The sequence below is a fragment of the Agrobacterium sp. LR_9 genome (genome assembly GCF_041954855.1).
Lineage (GTDB): Bacteria > Pseudomonadota > Alphaproteobacteria > Rhizobiales > Rhizobiaceae > Agrobacterium > Agrobacterium leguminum.
Genome location: NZ_JAVAYA010000019.1, coordinates 66,362 through 86,313, shown reverse-complemented (window position 1 = coordinate 86,313; position 19,952 = coordinate 66,362). Strand labels below are relative to the sequence as shown.

Here is a 19,952-nt window from a genome sequence, read left to right as displayed (position 1 = left end):
TGCGACAAAAAAACGGACCGAATGATCTGACGTTGCAGAACAACGCCGATTTTTCAAAAGTGTTGCTTCTTGGCCCTGTTATTTGGCGGAAGCAATCCATTTCCGCCAGTTTTTCTCCGTTCCGGCAAAGACATTGATGTCGGTCGGACCCTTCACGCCGGGCACGACGCCGGTTGCAGTATATTGCCAGAAGGCCCATTTGCGGTCTTCGTAAATCTTGGCCGGATGGGCGGCGACGGAGCGGACCCAGAAGTGGTAATCCTTGAACTGGCCGACGAGATTGTCGCGGTGAAAGTCGACCGAGGTATAGATGATCGGACGCTTGCCATAGTGGGCTTCGATGCGGTCTAGGAACCGCTGCATCTCGGCGCGAACGATGCCGGGTGCCGGGCGCGTCTTGCAGGTGGGCGAGGCCGGGTTCCATTCCACGTCGAGAACCGGGGGAAGGGTGACGGCCTCTTTCGGCACGTTGCGAATGAACCAGTCGGCCTGGGCGTCTGCTGTCGAACAGAAATAATAGAAGTGGTAGGGCGCGTGCAGAACATCTGCCGCCGCCGCGCTGCGCCAATGGTCGCCGAATTTGGGATCGATGCGGTCCGATCCCTCCGTCGCCTTGATGAAGACGAAGGACACGCCTGATTTGCGCACGGTCGGCCAGTCGACATCGCCATTCCATTTGGACACGTCGATGCCGTGCACCTCATGGCGGTGCGGGTTGTTCGTGCCGAAATCCTGCGGATCGGTATCGGAAAATTTCGGCTTGGAAACGGATGCGGTTTCCAGCAGGTCATAGCTGGTGGAGGTGCAGCCGCCGATCAACAGCAAAGCCGACAATAGTGCCGAAAAACGCAGCCGCATTGGAACCCTGATGATTATTGTTGCCCATCCCGCGGCCGCAAAACGGCGCGCCGTATCTCCCGATTTACCCATAACATGGTAAACAAATCGATATGGCAAGGGGGCGCGTGTCTTTTGCACCTCGCAAGCCGCTGGATTTCAAGCGATTTGCGGTTTTAGTACGGAGCTTCGGCTTGGAGGGAGCCTTCCGGGAATCAGGCGTCGGCCAATATGCGGTGAACCTTCGGCTGATGCGCTTCGGCAACTGGAAGCGTGATGACAGCCCGCCAGGCATAACCACGGGCGATTTCCTCGAATTCGAGATTACCGTCAAAACGGCCGGCCATATTGGCCAGAACATAGCGGAGATTGGCGCGGGGCGTGACGTGGAAACGGGTAAGCCAGGCTTGCAGAAGGGTGCGGAACCACTTCGGCAATTGTTCCTGCTGGCCGAAATCGACGATATGCAGCGAGCCGCCGGGTTTCAGCGCCGTGAGCGCCTGTTCGATCGCCTTTTCCCAGTCGGGTATCATCGACAGCGCATAGGGGATCATGACGCGGTCGAAGCCGTCGGGCTGGCCGAATTCGGAGGCGCGAAAAGCAGTGGCATCGGCCACCCGCAGAATGGGGCGTTCCGCCTTGCCGGCGAAATTTTCGGCTGCGGTCAGCAGCATTTCGGCGGAGATGTCGAGGCCGAACAGTCTCGCCTGCGGAAACTTGCGGCTGGCCAGCAGCAGGTTGCGGCCGGTGCCGCAGCCGACTTCCAGGAGCGTGCCGCCCTTCGGCACGTCGAGGCCGGAAATGGTCCGGTCACGGCCGAGAAGGTAATATTTGCGGGTGATATCGTAGATATGCCGCTGGTGGCGATACATGCGGTCCATCAGGCTCGCATGCGCGCTATCTGCAAGGCCCACATTCTCGCCGATGGTTTTCATGCCATAGCCCTCTGATAGATATGGAAGCCGCCGTAGATAGCCGAACGGTCCATGGCGTTGAGCTCATTGGAGCGCTCTTCGAGATAGACCCACTGGTTGCGGATATCGGGCGAAAGCCGGCCTTCGATGACGCTCTTTTCGGCCGCGGTGCGGAAAATGACGCGCGCACTGGGCGCGGCGGTGCGGCTGATCTGCGACCACAATTCGTTGAGCTGCGTGTCGGTCATCCAGTCCTGCGCATCGAGGAGGATATAACGGTCGACGGCGCTTGCCGGCTTTCTGGAGAGAAGCTCGGTATAGGTGGCGTGGTGAACCGCGACGCGGGCCGTGTTGTTGCGGATCGTCTCGTAATATTCCGGTTTGAGATAGGCGGGCAGCGCGCCCTCATGCGGTTCGGGATAACGGCGCGCAAAGGCCTGCCAGGCGAAATAATTGTCGCTGAGCGGGAAGTTGCAGGCGAGCTTTTCCAGCCGCTCCTTGAGCACAGATGCAACCGTGCCATTTGCGGAAAGGCTGGCCAACTCGTCATATTGGCGAGGCGGAATGCCGAGGCCGAACAGCGAGCTTTTGCGCTTCGTCAGCCATCGCACCACCGGCTTGTCGAACAACGGCGCCACCTTGCTGTCGAAAAACTGGCGCTGTTCGTCCAGCGTGCGGGTCTTGGCCATTTCGGTGAGCTTTACGCCGTGCAGCCGGGCCATGAGATGGCCGGCGCCGATGAAGCGGCCGAGCAGGCCGGTGCGATAGATATTCCTGTCGAAGACAGCGATGCGGCGGCGGCCGGAAAGGGTGCGCTTCGACCAGTAAGCCTTGGTCGTGGCGTCGAGATGCTCGGCGATGAAGCGGTCGTAACCGCGGCTGTTGCTGCGCGTATTGGCGCGGCCGAAGTGGCGCACCACGTCCTGATGGGCGGGCAGATGGCGGAAGGCGGCGAGCTTCAGCTTGTTCAGCGCGATGTGGTGCGGGTTGAGGTCCACGACATCGATGCTGGCCGGATTGCGGGAGAGATAGGCCAGCATGTTGCAGCCGCCCGAGCCGATGGTGACGATGCGGTGACCTTCGCCGAGCTCCATCGCTTCCATGTCGATTTCCGGGTCTTCCCATATCTGCGGATAGACGAGGCCGGAAAAGAGGACGCCGAAGAAGCGCTCGGACAGACCGCTTTTGGAGAGTGCCTTGTGCTGGAGCAATGCGGACTTCAGTTTCGTGTTCTTGCTGAAGCCGGTCTTGGGTGCCGCACTCGTCATATGTTCACCTCTCAGTCGATTGAGAGGCGTCTACAGCCGTGACACTACAATTTGATGACAGGGGCTGTGGGCAAAGGCGGGGAATAGGGGTGTCGGTGGAAAACCAGCCCGCGCCGCCCAATCAGGATGATAAAATGAAAACACCCGGCGGCTTAAGAAAAGCCGCTCCGTTGCATTCGCATAACAGAGCCGGAGGCAATCACTTGCGCAAAACGTGCAGCATGCCCTTGCGCTTGGCGTCGTAGTAATAGCCACGCGCATAAAGCCGGACGGCGTTGTCGCGGTCGTTGCCGGCCACAACCCATGCGCCGCGCAGATATTTGACGGCGTATTTGAGGTTGGTTTCCGCATCGAAAAGGCCGGAGGCGGGGCCATCGAAGCCCATGGAGCGGGCCGTGGCGTGGCGGATCTGCATCAGGCCGAAATTGCCGCTGCTATAGGCGCCGGGGTTATATCGGCTCTCGCGCTGCACGACGCGGTGAACCAGATCTTCCGGCACATCATACATGGTGGCGTATTTGGTAATAAGGCCGCTCAGCTTTTCGCGTCCGGCCGGCGCGGAATTGAGCGGCGCCGTCATCGATTCGTTCTGGCGGATGGCGGCCAGCGCGGCATTGGTGGGGCCGGCGGCATAGGCTAGAACCGTGCTGTCCGGCTTCGGCAGCGGAATGACTTTGCGTTCCGCCGTCAGTTCGGTGCCGATGGAGGGCGAGCCGGGCGGCGGCGGTGCGGGCGGGAAGCTGCCCTTGACGGCAACCACCTGCGGCAGATCGGCGGCGGCATTATGGGCAGCCGGCTTGGCCGCCACGTCAGCCGTTTCGATGGCTGCGGCCGCCGGAGTGGCGCTTGTCGGTGCCAGCGCCGTGGCCGTGGTCGGCGCAGATGTCGTCACACCAGCTTGGGCGACCTCGTTCTGCTGCGGCTGCATCTGGGCGGCGATGGCTGCGGCTGCAGCAATTTCGGAAGCCGGCGGCAGCGCCACGCGTCCGCCCTTGACGGCGACTGCGGTGGGAAGTGCTGCAAGCTGGGAAGGGGTTGCGGTTTCGGCGGTCTGCACCGTTGCTGCTGCTACCGGGGTCGCGCCCGCTGCTGCTTCGGCCGTTGCCGGCTGCGCCGATGTCTGCGCAGGAGTGGTCGCGGGATTGACTGTTGCGATCTTCGGGCCGTTCGGCCCTTCCTTGGCGGTATATTCGACGCTGGTGCATGCGCTCAATGCCAGTGCCAGACCCACGGTGGAAGACAGAAGAAGTGCACTTCTTCCGCGGAATTTTCCCGAATTTCGCATGTTGCCGCCTTCGTTATGCCTGTCTTTCGATACCCCCGCGTCGAGCGAAGCAGGCAGTGTCCCGTCGCGCCTTCATTAACCTATTGTAAGGATAGCGGCAAGCCGGGACGTTTCTCCCCGGCTTTCGGGCGGTTTTTCAGGCCGCGATGCGCCTGTATCCGGCGCTGACGGCGCGGCCGGAAATGAAGTGGGTGCGGTATTTAGGCCGGATTTTTTTATCGCCCGACATGCGGCGCACCATCGCCAGAGTAGGCCCGGCAAACAGCGCCTGCGCGGTCAGAATCACCAGCGCCAGAAGCAGGATGGCGGCCTGCGCCATGGCAAGCGTTTCAATTGCTTTGCCGGAGGCGGACACGAATTGCGGCAGCAACGCCAGAAAGAAAGCGAAGTAGCGCGGGCGCAGGGCGGCAATAGCGTAACAATCGCGGAAAATACCGCTCCAGGATTTGCCCGGCAGGTTGTCATTATCGGCATTGGCGGCCTGGGCGGCCGGCGTGGCGAAGGTCCACAGGAGGAACAGCATCAGCCAGCCGATGCCGGCCCATTGCACGATTTCCACGAAGGATTGCGGCAGCCAGGCGAGACCGGCCACCGGAATGGCGGAAATCGTCATGGCCGTGACAATGCCGAGCGCGCCGCCGATGACGGAGGCGAAGACCGTCTTTTTGCCGCGAATGGCGGCATAGGAGGCGACAGAAAATACAAGGGGAGAGGGGAGTGCGAACACAACGGCACATGCTGCACAAAAAATCAGCCAGGCCTGTCCAGACATTCTCTTCCTCCTTGCCCTCCCTGTCGCCGTATTATTTTAGCCTATCGTAAAATCAGGCCGCTGTGAACGGCTGACCGACGTGTTCCATCACTTCGGTAAACCATTTTGCAGAGAGGTCGAAATGCTTTCCGCCCTTGATACGCGGAAACTCGATGGTCCGCAATTTGCCATTCTGGTCTTCGTCATGGCCGGTGACGCCGGAGACCTTGTTGAGCGCGCTTTCTACGGCGAGATCGACCATGCCCTGAATGAGGCGCAGGTCGTCGCCATTGGCGGCGGCGGAGCGGGCGAAATAGCCTGATTTCTGCACCATGGAGCGTTCCGCACCGATGAGGCTGGCAAACTGCTTCTGGAACCAGCCACCGACATTGATGGTGTCGATCTTCACATGGCCGAAAGCGTCGCGCTTGACGGCCTCGCCGGAGGCTTCGCGTTCGGCGACGATGGAATCGAGGCCCGCACCTTCGGAAACGAACAGCGTGACATAGCCGTTCCTGTCCATGATTTCCTTCAATCGCTCGGCTTCCGCCTCGATGTCGAAGGCCATTTCCGGCAGGTAGATGCCGTCGATGTTCTTCATCTGCGTGTTCATCATCAGGCCTTCGACATATTCATTGCCGCTGGTCTTCTGGATATAGGCGCGGGCGGTGGCGGCCGTCAGCCAGCCGCAATGGCGGCCCATGACTTCGTGAATGACGAAGGTTTTCGGCGCTGCGCTCTGTTCGTTGCTGACATTGTCGAAGAAGGAGGCGCCGACTTCGGCTGCCGTCCAGGCGCCGAGCGACTGCTTGATCGGCACAACGTCGTTATCCACCGTCTTCGGCAGGCCGACAACGGTGAGATTGTAGCCGTTGGCGCCGAGATAGGCGGCAAGGTCCGCAGCCGTCGTGTTGGTGTCGTCACCGCCGATGGTGTGGAGAATGGTGATGCCGTCAGCCGCCAGCCGGTCAGCCGCGACGCGCAGCGGATTGTCGCCTTCCTTGACCAGACCGCGCTTGGCGCAATCGGCTGCGTTGGTGAGCTTGACGCGGCTGTTGCCGATCGGCGAGCCGCCGTATCGGTGCAGCAGATGCGCCTTTTCCCGCATATCCCTGGTGATCTCGATACGGTCACCCAGAAGCACGCCCTGATAACCCGAGCGGTAAGCGATGATGTCGATCTCGGGCGCGATGTCGCTGTAACGCTCGATCAGGCCGCCCACGGCCGAAGAGAGACAGGGCGCAAGGCCACCCGCGGTCAGCATTGCGACTTTCTGTTTGGCCATCATGGCTCTCCTTTTCACATATACCCAAAGACATGTCTGGCAAATGGATGCGACAGCCGCGTGTAGGTGTAAAGTGAATTTATAAAGAAAAACGCCGATTTCTCGCGGTTTTTCAGCGGCTTGAGCAAAGTGGCGGAATATAATCGTTTCAATCGGCATAGCCGGTGGCCGGCTTCCCGCCATCTGTGGAAAACTGTGGCGTCATCGTCTGGCGCGCTCTTGTTCCTGAAGCAAAACTGTCGCAAAGATGAATAAAAGTTAATGCCGCCGGCCCGCTGGACATATTGCATTCGCGGCAATATCCCGTCATGCTTGTCGCATGATGTTCGATTTCGCCTGTCTGCAAATTTCATCCCTGTGGGAACGGCTGCTCGGCGCAATCGGCGACGCGGCAGGCGGTGCGCTCGGGCGCGTCGTGGAAGCCATCCGCACCCTTTTCGAGGGTGATCCGGAGACGCGCCGCAAGGTTTCCTTTTCCGTGGCCATCATCGCGCTTTCCGCCAAGATGGCGAAGGCCGACGGTGTCGTCAACGATGCCGAAGTGTGCGCCTTCCGGCAGATCTTCGATTTTCCGGAAGAAGAAGCCAAGAACGTTGCCCGTCTTTATAATCTCGCCCGTCAGGACGTTGCCGGTTACGAGGCCTATGCGGAGCGGCTTGCCGGTCTTTGCGGCTCCGGGCACGCCAATTGCGAGATGCTGGAAAGCGTCATCGACGGCCTGTTCCACATCGCCAAGGCCGATGGGCTGATCCATGAGCGGGAACTGGCCTTCCTCGGCCGGATCGCGGAAATCTTCCGCATCACCGAAGATCACTTCGAAACGATCATGGCGCGGCATGTCCATATGGACGGGCGCGACCCCTATCGTGTGCTCGGCGTTTCGCCTTCCGACGATTTTTCCGATATTCGCCGGCGTTATCGTTCGCTGGTTGCCGAACACCATCCTGACAAGCTCATCGCACGCGGCGTTCCCATGGAATTGCATGCGGCCGCGAATGAGCGTATGGCGGCGCTTAACGCCGCCTATGCGGCCATCGAGAAAGAACGCCGCGTCGCATGAGTGAATGTCTGCCGGATTTTACCCCGGATTTCGGGGGCGCAGCCGTTGCGCCTTCGCCTAACCATGGCGAAAGGCTGGGTGTGGCCGGCCCCGATATTATTCTGCTGCATTATACCGGCATGACGACGGCCGACGGCGCGCTGTCGTGGCTCTGCAATCCGGAAAGCCAGGTTTCCAGCCATTATTTCGTCTTCGAAGACGGGCGCGTCATTCAGCTCGTGCCGGAAGCCCGCCGTGCCTGGCACGCGGGCAAAAGCATCTGGGCGGGGGATCAAGACATCAATTCCCGCTCCATCGGCATCGAGATCGCCAATCAGGGCCATCCCGGCGGCCTGCCGGAATTTCCGAAGAAACAGGTGCAAGCCGTCATCGAATTGTGTCGCGATTGCGGCCAGCGCTGGTCTATCGCCCCTGAAAGGGTGCTGGCGCACTCGGATGTCGCGCCGATCCGCAAGGTCGATCCGGGTGAAAAATTCCCGTGGGACATCCTGTCGCAGCACGGTGTCGGCCATTGGGTGGAGCCTGCGCCGATCCGTGGCGGGCGTTTTTTCCAGCGCGGCGATCATGGCCAACCGGTCGAAGCGCTACAGTCGATGCTGTCCATCTATGGTTATGGCGTTGAAATTACAGGCGCTTATTGCGAGAAAACCGAAGGCGCCGTGGCTGCCTTCCAGCGGCATTTCCGTCCCGCTCTGGTGGATGGCATCGCGGATTTCTCCACCATCGACACGTTGCATCGGCTGATCGCCAGCCTGCCGAGATTTTCGGCCGCCTGAACGCGGATTCTGGAAAAACGTTCCCGGTTTTCTTGCTGCTCAAGTCGCTTTTTTTACCGTGCCACAGTTAATCCGCATTGAGGAAGTTTAAGAACGGCACTGCATGCGGTGTCGTTCTTCAGGGGAACCTGCCGTCAATATCAATCAAGGAGACCGGACAGCGGAAGGTCGTGATCGACTTTCCGGGCGCAGATTAATTGTGCCGCTTCATTGTTTCTGTCATCCGATCTGGAGACTTTTTCTACATATGAACAGGGTTGTTGTTGCTGTCGTGGCGGGCGTTGTTATGCTCGCTTCGCAGGCGGGGATTGCTTTTGCCAAAGACGAGGACGTCAAGACCAAAACCGTGACGCTGGAGACCTTCTTCCGCAAGCCCGGTTATCCCATTCCCGAAAAGAGCCTGCCTTCCTCGCTCAGGAACGATTATTCCGATCTGATCGTCAAATATGCCAAGCGTTACGGCGTTCCCACCAATCTGGCGCATGCCGTGGTTTCGGTGGAAAGCAAGTTCAATCCGAAAGCCCGCGGCAGCGCAGGCGAGGTCGGGCTGATGCAGATCAAGCCGGCGACGGCGCGGATGATGGGCTATCGCGGTACGACCAAGGCGCTCTACGATCCCGAGACCAATATTCGCTGGGGCATGCAATATCTGGCGACGGCGCATCAGCTTGGCGGCGGCCAGGTGTGCAGCACGATCCTGCGTTACAATGCAGGCCATGGCGCCACCCGGATGAACCCGGTCTCCAAGCGTTATTGCGGCAAGGTGCAGGCGCTGCTGGCCGGCTGAGGCCGCCATCGTTCGTCTGCGAAATTGCGAAAAGCGATTCCGGTTCGGTCCGGCATGCTGTAGTCAGAAGCAAATCTGATACGGAGCATGACATGCCGGATTTCAAATATATCGTCGTCGGGGCCGGGATGATGGGAGCGGCTGCGGCGCGGCATCTCTCAGTGCAAACGGATGGCGTGGCGCTGATCGGCCCGGACGAGCCCACCGATCGCAAGACCCATCAGGGTGTGTTTTCGAGCCATTACGACGAAGCGCGCATTACCCGCGGTTTTGATGGCGATCCGGTCTGGGCGGAACTCGCGCAGCGCTCCATCCGCCGTTATGCGGAGATCGAGGCCAAAAGCGGCATCCGCTTTTTCACGGAAGCGGGCTGCCTGTTTACCGGAAACGGCAGGGGGCTTGCGGGGGACTATGTCTCGCGCGCGCTTGCATCGGCCGACCGTCTCGGCCTCGGTGTGGAGACACTCGGCGCTGATGCGCTGGCTGGCCGGTTTCCGATGTTCTCCCTGCCGGCCGACCATAGCGGTTATTTCGAGGCGCAATATGCCGGCCACGTCAATCCGCGCGCCCTGGTGAAGGCGCAATGCACGATTGCCATCGCGCAGGGCGCGCGGCTTGTGCGCCAGACGGCGGCGTATATTCGCGATACTTCCCATGGCGTCGAGGTTTCGACTCGGGAAGGGGCGGTTCATACGGCTGAAAAGGTCATCGTAGCGGCCGGCGGTTTCACCAACATTTCCGAGCTTCTGCCTTCTCCGGTCGATATGGCGGCCACGGGCCGCACCATCGTCTTTTTTGAGCTGGATGAGGCGCGGCAGGCGCTGTTCGGTGCGATGCCCTCCACCATCGTACTGGCGGAGACCGAGGACGACATCGTCTATATCCTGCCGCCGGTGCGTTATCCCGATGGCAAGGTCTATCTGAAGATCGGCGGCGAGAGCGAAAAGGGCAGGCTTGAAACGCTCACCGACGCAGTGGACTGGTTCCATTCGGACGGCACGCCGGGTGAGGTTGAGTTTCTGAAAAAGCGGGCGCTCTCCTTGATGCCGGAGCTTGCGGGCTGCCCGGTCACCTCAGGCTCCTGTGTCGCCTCCATTACCCGCAGCGGCTATCCCTATATTGGCTATACGCAATCCTCCAATATCGCGGTTCTGACCGGCGGCAATTTCGTCTCCGCCAAGTCTTCGGACGAAATCGGCCGGCTGGGCGCCATTCTGCTTTTGAACGGTCAGTTGACCGAGGATGAATTCGCCGCCGAAATGTCGCCGGTTTTCGTCTGACATTCGGGGACGAAGCAGCTACAAGGTTGTGACGGAAATGAGCGGGTGAAGAGGGCGGCATGTCGGGACATTTCAGATACATCGTTGTGGGTCGCGGCATGATGGGGGCCGCTGCCGCCCGCCATCTGGCTGAAACGGTGGATGGCGTCGCGCTGATCGGCCCCGGCGAACCTGCCGACATCAAATCGCATCAGGGAGTCTTCGCCAGCCATTATGACGAGGCGCGGATTACCCGCACCATCGACGGCGATGCCGACTGGGCGCTGCTCGCCAACCGCTCGATAGCGCGTTACGCCGATATTGCCGCACGAAGCGGTGTTGAATTTTATGCACCCGTCGGCTGCCTGATGGTGGGGCCCGAACGGGGCGGCGCTAATCCTTTTGTCGACGATGTCCGCAAGGCGGCGGCGCGGCTCGGGGTTTCGACGGAACTGCTGGACGGGGAAGGCCTCGAAAGCCGCTTTCCCTATTTCTCCTTCGAGCCGGGTTGCGAGGGCGTGTTCGAAAGGGACAATGCCGGATACGTCAATCCGCGTGGGCTGGTGCAGGCGCAGGCCATTTTGGCGGAAATGGCGGGCGTTACGCTTGTCGACGATATCGTCGTCTCGACGCGCGAAGAGGATGGTCGCGCGCGGGTGGAGACGGCCTCGGGCGCGGTTTATACGGCAGACCGGGTGCTGGTGGCGGCCGGCGGCTTCTCGATCACGAAAGATCTGCTGCCGCAGCCGGTGGCCCTCGATGTCTATGCACGCACCGTCGCTTTTTTCGAGGTAGATGAGGGCGATCTGGATCAATATGCGGACATGCCGTCGCTGATCTATGAGCCGCGAGACACGACGAAACATATCTATCTTCTGCCGCCGGTGCGTTATCCCGATGGCAAATTCTACCTGAAGATCGGTGGCGATCCCGACGACAAGAGGCTCGGCAGCGACCCGGAAATCCGGGAATGGTTCCGCTCCGGCGGACGCGAAAGCGTGCGTGATCATCTCTCTGAGATCGTCGGATCGCTGCTGCCTTCCATCGATCTCTCGCGTGTCTCGATGGCCGCCTGCGTCGTCTCCAAAACGCAAAGCGGTTATCCGGCCATCGGCTTCACCGCCTCGCCGAAGATTGCGGTTCTGACCGGCGGCAATGGTACGGCGGCCAAGAGTTCCGATGAGATCGGACGGCTCGGTGCTCTGCTGCTGCGGGACGGAGAAATCGCCGACGGCGCCTTTTCGACGGATTTCAAGCCGGCATTTCTTTGATCCTTGCCTGCGCTTTTCGGTGGCTTTCGCCTCGGAACATGGTTATGCAGCCCATGCCAGTTGGCCGGGCAGCCGCGCTTTACCAATGTCGAAAGACGGTAAGGTGAGGAAAGTCCGGGCTCCACGGAAATACGGTGCCGGATAACGTCCGGCGGGGGCGACCCCAGGGAAAGTGCCACAGAGAGCAAACCGCCATGCATCGCATGGTAAGGGTGAAAGGGTGGGGTAAGAGCCCACCGCGCTTCTGGTAACAGCGGCGGCAAGGTAAACCCCACCGGGAGCAAGACCGAATAGGGATGACACGGGGCGGGCGAAAGCCCGTTCACAGCCGGTTTCCGGGCCCGTCATCCGGGTGGGTTGCGCGAGGCGGCATGCAAATGCCGTCCCAGATGAATGGCTGCCACGTTCCGGGTCAAACCGGGGCCATACAGAACCCGGCTTACAGGCCAACTGGCAAATTTTCCTCAATCTTGCGGCGGCTCGTGTATGCCGCTTCCCCCATGAATAATCAGGAATGTGTATGATTAAATCATACCGTGTGATACAAGGGGAATGAAAGGCGAAAACCATGCGCACCACCCAAGCTTTCAGCATCACACTCCCCCTGGAAATGGCGGAAATGGTCAAGGCAAAGGTCGCTTCCGGCGAATATGCGACGGAGAGCGAGGTTATCCGTGATGGCCTTCGCACCCTGGCAGCCCGCGATGCGGCCGTGGAGCGGTGGTTGCAGGAAGAAGTGACATCCGCATACGATGCTCACAAAGCAGACCCGGGCAGGGCCAAGCCTCTCAATGAAGGTTTGGCTGAGGTCAGGGCGCGTATTGCCAAGGGTGAGGGGCGCACATAGCTCCCACCTCTCGGAAACCCTTTATCTATTTATATTTATGCAATTCGTAATGCCAAGTTGCCGCATGTTTTTGCTGGAAACGCTTTTAAATGAAGTATTACGTTGTGCGCCTGTCACCCGAAGCGCAGGCTGATCTGGTGCATATCCATCAAAATATCGCCAGTAAATCAGGGTCGTCCGCTGTCGCAGATCGGTACATTGATCGCATCGGCATATTTCTTTCAACTTTGAATGTCTTTCCCGAACGTGGCACCGTGCGTAACGAACTGCGTGTGGGACTCCGCATAATCGGTTTTGAACGCAGCGTCAGTGTCGCTTTTGTGGTGGAGCAGGACGATGTGGTTGTTCTGCGTCTTCTGGCTAAAGGCCAGGAGTTTGATGAGGAAGCACTGCGCCCTGAGAATGCGGATATAGAGCGCAGCGAAGGAAGCCATCGTGACTGAGCTTCTCGTCGATTCCATTATTTTCTGACGTTGACGGCCTGACCCGTCTGCCCGTGAAGCCGGATAATGCGGCCATTTCCTTATTTTAACAAAGAAAAACAGCGCTTTTACCGCATCGTCCCGTGCCGTGAAAGCGCTTCGTCGCGCGCCCCGGTAAACCATTCGTTAAACTTAACGGCTTATGAATTTCCGATGCGAAGTCGGTATCGTGCCGGCTTCTCCCATTGACGCCCATAGTGTCCCATGATATCCCAAATGCACACCACATTGGGTCGTGTTTTTGACCCGCAATCGCTGAAACGAGTGAGGAGCCTACGAGGGGCTGCTGCAGGGCACGTCGCCCTGGCGCTTGGCGATGTGTCGTGCGTACCGGTGTCGGCTGCGGAGCGGATGAATCGCTTTGCGGCATGCGGTTTTGGCGAGTTGAGTAATGGACCGCTTTTTATCGAACGTGACGAACAGGATCGACGCCAAGGGGCGCGTTTCGGTTCCGTCTCCGTTTCGTTCGGTGCTGGTCAGGCGCGGCATTCAGGAGCTTTATTGTCTTCAGGATTTCGCCTTTCCGGCAATCAGTGTCGGCGGTCCGGATTTGCTGGAGCGCTACGAGCGGCAGATTGCGTCGATGGATGCCTTCTCGCCCGAGGCGAACGCGATGTCGCTGCTGGTTCACGGCGGCGGCGTTTTCATGAAGCTCGACCAGGAAGGTCGATTGATGGTGACGGATTTCGTGCGGGAATTCACCGGCATATCCACCGAGGTCACCTTCGTCGGACGGGCGGATCATTTTCAGCTTTGGCAACCGAATGCGTTTTTGGCGGCGCAGGCGGAAGCAAGAGCGGGGCGCGGTTTTTCGGCTGCTCGCCCCGCCTAGGACGGGGACACGGAATGGCGGCGAATTCTGGCGGACGATCTTCTGATGCCGATGGCGGACCTCAGCGTCACATCCCGGTCCTGCTTCGCGAAGTCATTGCCGCGCTGGAGCCATCATCCGGCAAGATAATTCTCGACGGCACGTTCGGCGCCGGCGGCTACACCCAGGCCATTCTCGATCAGGGCGCCGACGTCATCGCGCTCGACCGCGATCCGACCGCTATCGCCGGCGGTCAGGCGATGGTTGCCGCCAATGGCGGCCGGTTGAGCCTCATCCAATCGCAATTCTCCGATCTCGCGAAACATGCCCCGCAAGGCGGGCTCGATGGCGTCGTGCTGGATATCGGCGTTTCCTCCATGCAGATCGACGAGGCCGAGCGCGGTTTTTCCTTCCAGAAAAATGGCCCTCTCGACATGCGCATGTCGGGTTCCGGCGTTTCGGCGGCCGACGTCGTCAATCGTGCGAAGGTCAGCGATCTGATCCGCATCTTCGGTTTTCTCGGTGAAGAAAAGCAGCCGGGCCGCATCGCCCGCGCCATAGAGAAGAAGAGGGCGGAAGAGCCGTTCCGCACCACCCGCGATTTGGCCGGCCTCATCGAAATCGTCACGCCGCGTAAGGCCAAAGACAAGATTCATCCCGCAACGCGGGTGTTTCAGGCGCTGCGCGTTTTCGTCAATGACGAGCTGGGCGAGCTGGCGCAGGCGCTTTTTGCCGCCGAGCAGGTTTTGAAACCCGGCGGCCGGCTGGTCGTCGTCACCTTCCATTCGCTGGAAGACCGTATCGTCAAGAAATTCTTCTCCGACCGTTCGGGCAAGGCCGCCGGTTCCCGGCATCTGCCGATGGTGGAGGACAAGCCCGCCATTTTCGATAACATCGGAAAGTCGATGATCGCCGCCAGCGATGAGGAGGCGGAGTTCAATCCCCGTGCCCGATCCGCCAAATTGCGGGCCGGTCTGCGCACGACCGCACCGGCGCGCGCGGCGGATTATTCGATCTTCGAGCTTCCCGATCTCGCCAGCCTTGAAAAGATGGGAGGCTGATATGCTGCGCACTTTCGATGTCATCTTGATGGGTGTGATGGTCGCCGCGGCCGTCGTGACCTATTCGATCAAGCACAAGGCCGATCTGAAGCTTGAGGAGGTCCGCAAGCTGGAGGCCGAGATCAAGCTTGAGAAGGATACGATCGATCTTTTGAGGGCCGACTGGGCGCTCCTGACGCAGCCGAACCGTCTGCACCGTCTCGTGAATGCCTATCAGGACGAGCTTGGCCTTTCGCCGACGCTGCCGACGCAGCTGGCGCAGCCGCGCGAGCTGCCCATGCTGCGCTCGCAACTGCCGCAGCCGCCCGAACCGGAAGGCATGAGCGTCGAGGATGTCATTGCCGCCGCCGTCAACGGCTCCAAGCCGGGTGCGACGCTTGGTGCGGCCACCAAAAAGAAATCACCGCCGGCGGGCCAGATTGCCGTCAACGGCACTCCGGTTCCGACACCCCGGGCGCGTGTTTCCCGTCCAACAGCGGCTCCGGCCGTCTCCGCCGTCGCGGGCGATGAAACCGACGACATGGATGACACGATAACAGGATCGGTGAACCGCTAATGTCTTTTCTCTCCCGCGTCATGGTTTTGAAGAGCAAGGCTCATTTTTCCGCCAGCACCACCGGCGTCTACACCGATCATGCGGCCTTTGAGGGCGCCCGCAAGAAGCGCGCCGCCCAGGCGAAAAGCCGCGTCGGCCTGATCATTTTCGGTTTCGTCGCCTTTTACGCCGTCGTTGGCGGGCGTCTCGTGCAATATGGCATGGCCGAGCAGGAAACGGTATCGAGCATCGCACCCGCCGACCGCTTGATGGCGTCCCGCCCCGATCTTCTCGACCGCAATGGCGAGGTTCTGGCCACCGATATTCGCACCGTCTCGCTTTTCGCCGAACCGCATCGCATCGTCGATATCGATGAGGCTATCGAGAAGCTGCGGACGGTTCTGCCGGATCTCGACCAGCGCAGCACCTATCAGAAGCTTTCCTCCAATTCGCGCTTCCAGTGGCTGCGCCGCCAGCTGACGCCGAAGCAGCAGAGCCAGATTCTGGCGCTCGGCATTCCAGGCGTCGGCTTCCGTCCGGAAAAGCGCCGCTTTTATCCCGGCGGGCCGACCGCTGCGCATGTCGTCGGTCACGTCAATATCGACAATCGCGGCGTTGCCGGCATGGAACGTTACGTCGACAGCCAGGGCCTTGCCGATCTGACCGCGCTTGGCATGACCAGCGACCAGCCGCTGGAGCCGGTGAAGCTTTCCATCGATTTGCGCGTGCAGTCCATTGTCCGCGAAGTCGTGACCTCGGCCATCACCAAGTTCCAGGCAATCGGCGCCGGCGCGGTGGTTCTGGATGTGCATACCGGCGAAGTCCTCGCCATGGCCTCCGTGCCGGATTACGATCCTAACAATCCGGCCGAAGGCGCCAAGGAAGGCTGGCTCAACCGCATGTCGAACGGCACGTTCGAAATGGGGTCCACCTTCAAATCCTTCACCATCGCCATGGGTCTCGATTCGGGCCGCGTCCGTCTCGGCGATACCTTCGATGCGCGTTATCCGATCCGCATCGGCGGTTTCACCATCAAGGACTTCCACGGCAAGGGCCGGATGCTGTCGGTGCCGGAAATCTTCCAGTATTCGTCGAACATCGGTACTGCCAAGATTGCCGATACGGTGGGAACGGAAGGCCACAAGGAATTCCTCACCCGGCTTGGCCTTTTGACCCGCATGCAGACCGAACTGCCGGAAGTGGCGCTGCCGTCGCAGCCGCGCGAATGGAAGAAGATCAACTCGATTACCATTTCCTTCGGCCACGGTGTTTCCACGACACCGTTGCAGACGGCGGTTGCCGGCGCTGCACTCGTCAATGGCGGCAAACTGATCGAACCGACTTTCCTGCCGCGTACCCGCGAACAGGCCGATCAGGTGGCTAAGCAGGTTCTGAAACCGGGCGCCAGCAAGGACATGCGTTTCCTGTTCGAGTGGAACGGGGTCAACGGTTCCGGCCGCAACGCGCGCGTCGATGGTTTCAACGTCGGCGGCAAGACCGGCACGGCCGACAAGGTCGTCAACGGACGTTACGTGCACGACAAGAACTTCAACGCCTTCCTCTCGGCCTTCCCAATGGACGATCCGCAATATGTCGTGCTGTCCTTCATCGACGAGCCGAAGACGGACAAGGGTAATGGCGCGGCACTCGCCGGCACATCCGCAGCGCCGATGGTGCGCGATATCATTACCCGCACGGCGGCGGTGCTGGGCGTGAAGCCGAAGTTCGGCAAGGATGGCTCGGCCTTGCTCGTGTCTTATTGATTGTTAGCTTATGATGTTCCGGCGATTCGCGCCGGGGGGACAAGACGGACACAGTCGATGAATTTGCGAGATATATCCGGAAATGCGTTTCCGGAATTGAAAGAATTGCTCCTGTCTGAGATCGGGGCGATCGAAATCGGGGGGATCACCGCAGACAGCCGCAAGGCTGCGCCGGGCAGCCTGTTTGTGGCGGTTGCGGGCACCAAGGCGGATGGCGCGGCCTATGTGAAGGACGCGGTTGCCAAGGGCGCGGTCGCCATCGTTTCCGGACACGCGGTGGATGCCGATGTGCCGGTGCTTTCGGTCACCGATCCACGCCTTTATCTCTCCCTTGCCGCTTCCCGTTTTTATGGAAAACAGCCGGAAACCATGGTCGCCGTCACCGGTACTGCGGGAAAAACGTCCGTTGCTTCCTTCGTTCGGCAAATCTGGGCTTTCGCCGGCCATGCCGCCGCACAGATCGGCACGACAGGTGTGATTGCACCCGGCCGCGAGGATTACGGCGCGCTCACCACGCCCGATCCGGTGACGCTGCATGCGCTTCTGGCCGAACTTGCGGCGGAAGGCGTGACGCATGCGGCGATGGAAGCTTCCAGCCACGGTCTTGACCAGCGCCGCCTCGATGGCGTCCACCTTTCTGCCGCCGGCTTCACCAATCTTGGCCGCGATCACATGGATTACCATCCGACCGTCGAGGACTATATGGCCGCGAAGATGCGGCTCTTCGATACGCTGATGGAAAAGGGCGCTCCCGCCGTGATCTTAGCTGACGACCCGTGGTCGGAAAAGGCGATCCGGGCGGCGCGCGAAGCCGGTCTCGATGTCCGCACCGTTGGACGGAACGGTCAGTATCTCACTTTGAAGCGCGTCGAGCATTTTCGCCACAAGCAGATGATCGAAGTGCATCATGATGGCGTGATCTATGAAGTCGATATCCCGCTGGCGGGTGATTTCCAGGTAGCCAATGCGCTTGTTGCCGCCGGCCTTGCCATGTCGACGGGTGTTCCCGCCGCAACGGCTTTGAAGGCGCTCGAAAAGTTGATCGGCGCCGCCGGCCGTCTGGAACTGGTAGGCCAGACGAAAAACGGCGCGCTTGCCTATGTGGATTATGCCCACAAGCCGGATGCGCTGGAAAATGTGCTGACCTCCGTTCGGCCCTTCACCTCGGGCCGAATCATCACCGTCTTCGGCTGCGGCGGCGACCGCGACAAGGGCAAGCGCCCGATCATGGGCGAGGTTGCGACGCGGCTTTCCGACATCGTTATCGTCACCGACGACAATCCGCGTTCGGAAGATGCTGCAACGATCCGTTCCGAAGTCATGGCGGCAGCGCCCGGCGCTTTGGAAATCGGCGACAGGGCGGACGCTATCCGCCATGCGGTGTCGCTGCTTTCGCATGGCGATACGCTGATCGTTGCAGGCAAGGGGCATGAAGAGGGGCAGATCGTCGGTTCGGTAACGCTGCCGTTTTCCGATCATGAACAGGTGCGCGCTGCACTGGCAGGGCTGGAAGGATCGAAGATTTGAGCTGGTTATGGACAGTCGCCGACATGATCGCCATCACGGCAGGACGACCCGTGGGCAACCTGCCGACCGGAATCACCGGCATTTCCATCGACAGCCGGACGGTCAAGCCAGGCGAAGCGTTCTTCGCCATCAAGGGCGACCGGGTGGACGGTCATGATTACACCAGCTTCGCCGTTGCGAACGGGGCGGGGCTTCTGGTCGTTGCGGAGGCCAAGCTGCCGGCGCTCGGCCGCCTGACCGTGCCGATGATCGTGGTGGAAGATGTGCTTGCCGCACTCGGCAAGCTCGCCATCGCGGCGCGTGAAAGAACGTCGGCGCGCATCATTGCGGTGACCGGTTCGGTCGGCAAGACCACGACCAAGGAAATGCTGCGGCAGGCGCTCGCCCCTTCAGGGCGGGTGCATGCGGCGGTAGCCTCCTTCAACAACCATTGGGGCGTGCCGCTGACGCTGGCGCGCATGCCTGCCGACACGGAATTCGGTGTTTTCGAAATCGGCATGAACCATTCCGGCGAAATTCGGCCGCTGGTGAAGCTGGTGCGCCCGCATGTGGCGATCATCACGACCATCGCGCCGGCCCATCTTGGCAATTTCAAGAACATCGAAGAGATCGCTAGCGCCAAGGCGGAGATTTTCGAGGGTCTGGAAGAGGGCGGTTCCGTCATCCTCAACCGCGATAACGCCCAATTCGAACAGCTTGAAGAAGCGGCGCAGGAACAGGGTATCGAGCATATCCTCACCTTCGGGCAGCATGCCAAGGCGGATTTCCGCCTCGCGGATTTCGAGAGCACGACGACGGGCTCGACGATCTGGGCGATCCTGAACGGTGAAACCAGCGAGTTGCACATCAATATTCCCGGCCGGCACATTGCCGATAACGCCATGGCCGTGCTGGGCGCCGTTGCGGTCACCGGCGCCAATCTCGACCGTGCCTTCGAGGCGCTGGGAACGCTTGAGGCGGTAAAGGGGCGCGGCCAGCGCCATCAGCTGGCAATCAACGGTGGCACCTTCCTGCTGATCGATGAAAGCTACAATGCCAATCCGGCCTCCATGCGCGCGGCGATCGCCGTGCTGGCGGAAACGCCGACGCAGGGTCACGGAAGGCGCGTCGCAGTCCTCGGCGACATGCTGGAGATGGGCGAGTTTTCCGCGCAGTTGCATGAAGAATTGGCGGGCCCACTGCTCGCGGCTGGTATCGAACATGTCTGGCTGGCGGGTGAGGCGATGGCGGCGCTGCGTGATGCGTTGCCGGACAGCGTTACCGTCATCTGGTTCCCGACGACGGCGGAACTGACCGATTTCGCCCTGCAATGGGTGCAACCGGGAGACGCGCTGATGGTAAAATCGTCACTTGGCCTCGGTTTCGGCAAGATTGTCGCCGCGCTGCTTGACAAGTATCCGGCATTCCCCGAGACGGAACGCCAAGTCTGAAAT

Annotated in this window: 19 protein-coding genes and 1 other RNA gene; 14 read left to right on the top strand and 6 right to left on the bottom strand. The window is 60.5% G+C overall.

Annotated elements, in window-relative coordinates:
- Positions 1-78 precede the first annotated feature (78 nt).
- From RAC79_RS19835 to RAC79_RS19810, 6 genes are all read right to left on the bottom strand, one after another.
- Entirely contained in the window at positions 79-858 is a 780-nt protein-coding gene (locus RAC79_RS19835) for a GH25 family lysozyme (protein ID WP_161987902.1), read from the bottom strand.
- A 194-nt stretch (positions 859-1,052) separates the two neighbouring features.
- Positions 1,053-1,772 carry a class I SAM-dependent methyltransferase gene (locus tag RAC79_RS19830; RefSeq protein WP_161987903.1) on the bottom strand — a complete coding sequence of 240 codons (720 nt, stop codon included), beginning with the start codon at positions 1,770-1,772 and terminating at the stop codon, positions 1,053-1,055.
- Positions 1,769-3,019 carry a DUF3419 family protein gene (locus tag RAC79_RS19825; RefSeq protein WP_142845269.1) on the bottom strand — a complete coding sequence of 417 codons (1,251 nt, stop codon included), beginning with the start codon at positions 3,017-3,019 and terminating at the stop codon, positions 1,769-1,771. The genes RAC79_RS19830 and RAC79_RS19825 overlap by 4 nt, the downstream gene beginning before the upstream one ends.
- A 199-nt stretch (positions 3,020-3,218) precedes the next feature.
- Positions 3,219-4,304, bottom strand: a complete 1,086-nt coding sequence (locus RAC79_RS19820) for a lytic transglycosylase domain-containing protein (RefSeq protein WP_142845270.1) — start codon at positions 4,302-4,304, stop codon at positions 3,219-3,221.
- Positions 4,305-4,440: 136 nt separating this feature from the next.
- Entirely contained in the window at positions 4,441-5,076 is a 636-nt protein-coding gene (locus tag RAC79_RS19815; RefSeq protein ID WP_142845271.1) for a LysE family translocator, read from the bottom strand.
- A 52-nt stretch (positions 5,077-5,128) separates the two neighbouring features.
- Positions 5,129-6,340: a pyrophosphate--fructose-6-phosphate 1-phosphotransferase gene (locus RAC79_RS19810; RefSeq protein WP_065655955.1), complete on the bottom strand. Its 1,212-nt coding sequence runs from the start codon at positions 6,338-6,340 to the stop codon at positions 5,129-5,131.
- A 319-nt stretch (positions 6,341-6,659) separates the two neighbouring features.
- Here RAC79_RS19810 and RAC79_RS19805 point away from each other — a divergent pair, with 319 nt between their 5' ends.
- From RAC79_RS19805 to RAC79_RS19740, 14 genes are all read left to right on the top strand, one after another.
- Positions 6,660-7,400, top strand: a complete 741-nt coding sequence (locus tag RAC79_RS19805; RefSeq protein ID WP_161987904.1) for a DnaJ family molecular chaperone — start codon at positions 6,660-6,662, stop codon at positions 7,398-7,400.
- Complete coding sequence (locus RAC79_RS19800; protein ID WP_174036231.1) at positions 7,397-8,176, top strand: N-acetylmuramoyl-L-alanine amidase; 780 nt, start codon at positions 7,397-7,399, stop codon at positions 8,174-8,176. The genes RAC79_RS19805 and RAC79_RS19800 overlap by 4 nt, the downstream gene beginning before the upstream one ends.
- A gap of 247 nt (positions 8,177-8,423) precedes the next feature.
- Positions 8,424-8,963, top strand: coding sequence for a lytic transglycosylase domain-containing protein (locus tag RAC79_RS19795; RefSeq protein ID WP_003522187.1), 540 nt, complete (start codon positions 8,424-8,426; stop codon positions 8,961-8,963).
- Between the two features lie 92 nt (positions 8,964-9,055).
- Positions 9,056-10,243 carry an FAD-dependent oxidoreductase gene (locus tag RAC79_RS19790; protein WP_174039496.1) on the top strand — a complete coding sequence of 396 codons (1,188 nt, stop codon included), beginning with the start codon at positions 9,056-9,058 and terminating at the stop codon, positions 10,241-10,243.
- Positions 10,244-10,302: 59 nt separating this feature from the next.
- Positions 10,303-11,493 (top strand): FAD-binding oxidoreductase, encoded by a 1,191-nt coding sequence (locus RAC79_RS19785; RefSeq protein WP_174039495.1) that lies wholly within the window; start codon positions 10,303-10,305, stop codon positions 11,491-11,493.
- Positions 11,494-11,549: 56 nt separating this feature from the next.
- Positions 11,550-11,951, top strand: an RNA gene (gene rnpB, locus RAC79_RS19780) — RNase P RNA component class A.
- Between the two features lie 110 nt (positions 11,952-12,061).
- Positions 12,062-12,340 (top strand): type II toxin-antitoxin system ParD family antitoxin, encoded by a 279-nt coding sequence (locus RAC79_RS19775; protein ID WP_104679538.1) that lies wholly within the window; start codon positions 12,062-12,064, stop codon positions 12,338-12,340.
- An 89-nt stretch (positions 12,341-12,429) separates the two neighbouring features.
- Entirely contained in the window at positions 12,430-12,783 is a 354-nt protein-coding gene (locus tag RAC79_RS19770; protein ID WP_081307867.1) for a type II toxin-antitoxin system RelE/ParE family toxin, read from the top strand.
- 430 nt (positions 12,784-13,213) lie between these two features.
- Positions 13,214-13,654: a division/cell wall cluster transcriptional repressor MraZ gene (gene mraZ / locus RAC79_RS19765; protein ID WP_003522190.1), complete on the top strand. Its 441-nt coding sequence runs from the start codon at positions 13,214-13,216 to the stop codon at positions 13,652-13,654.
- A gap of 14 nt (positions 13,655-13,668) precedes the next feature.
- Complete coding sequence (rsmH, locus tag RAC79_RS19760) at positions 13,669-14,694, top strand: 16S rRNA (cytosine(1402)-N(4))-methyltransferase RsmH (RefSeq protein ID WP_174039494.1); 1,026 nt, start codon at positions 13,669-13,671, stop codon at positions 14,692-14,694.
- A gap of 1 nt (position 14,695) precedes the next feature.
- Entirely contained in the window at positions 14,696-15,250 is a 555-nt protein-coding gene (locus RAC79_RS19755; RefSeq protein ID WP_020811527.1) for a hypothetical protein, read from the top strand.
- Positions 15,250-16,992 carry a penicillin-binding protein 2 gene (locus RAC79_RS19750; RefSeq protein ID WP_003522193.1) on the top strand — a complete coding sequence of 581 codons (1,743 nt, stop codon included), beginning with the start codon at positions 15,250-15,252 and terminating at the stop codon, positions 16,990-16,992. The genes RAC79_RS19755 and RAC79_RS19750 overlap by 1 nt, the downstream gene beginning before the upstream one ends.
- Before the next feature lie 57 nt (positions 16,993-17,049).
- Positions 17,050-18,519: a UDP-N-acetylmuramoyl-L-alanyl-D-glutamate--2,6-diaminopimelate ligase gene (locus RAC79_RS19745; protein ID WP_174039493.1), complete on the top strand. Its 1,470-nt coding sequence runs from the start codon at positions 17,050-17,052 to the stop codon at positions 18,517-18,519.
- Positions 18,516-19,949 carry a UDP-N-acetylmuramoylalanyl-D-glutamyl-2,6-diaminopimelate--D-alanyl-D-alanine ligase gene (locus tag RAC79_RS19740; RefSeq protein WP_065655810.1) on the top strand — a complete coding sequence of 478 codons (1,434 nt, stop codon included), beginning with the start codon at positions 18,516-18,518 and terminating at the stop codon, positions 19,947-19,949. The genes RAC79_RS19745 and RAC79_RS19740 overlap by 4 nt, the downstream gene beginning before the upstream one ends.
- The last annotated feature ends 3 nt before the right edge of the window (positions 19,950-19,952 follow it).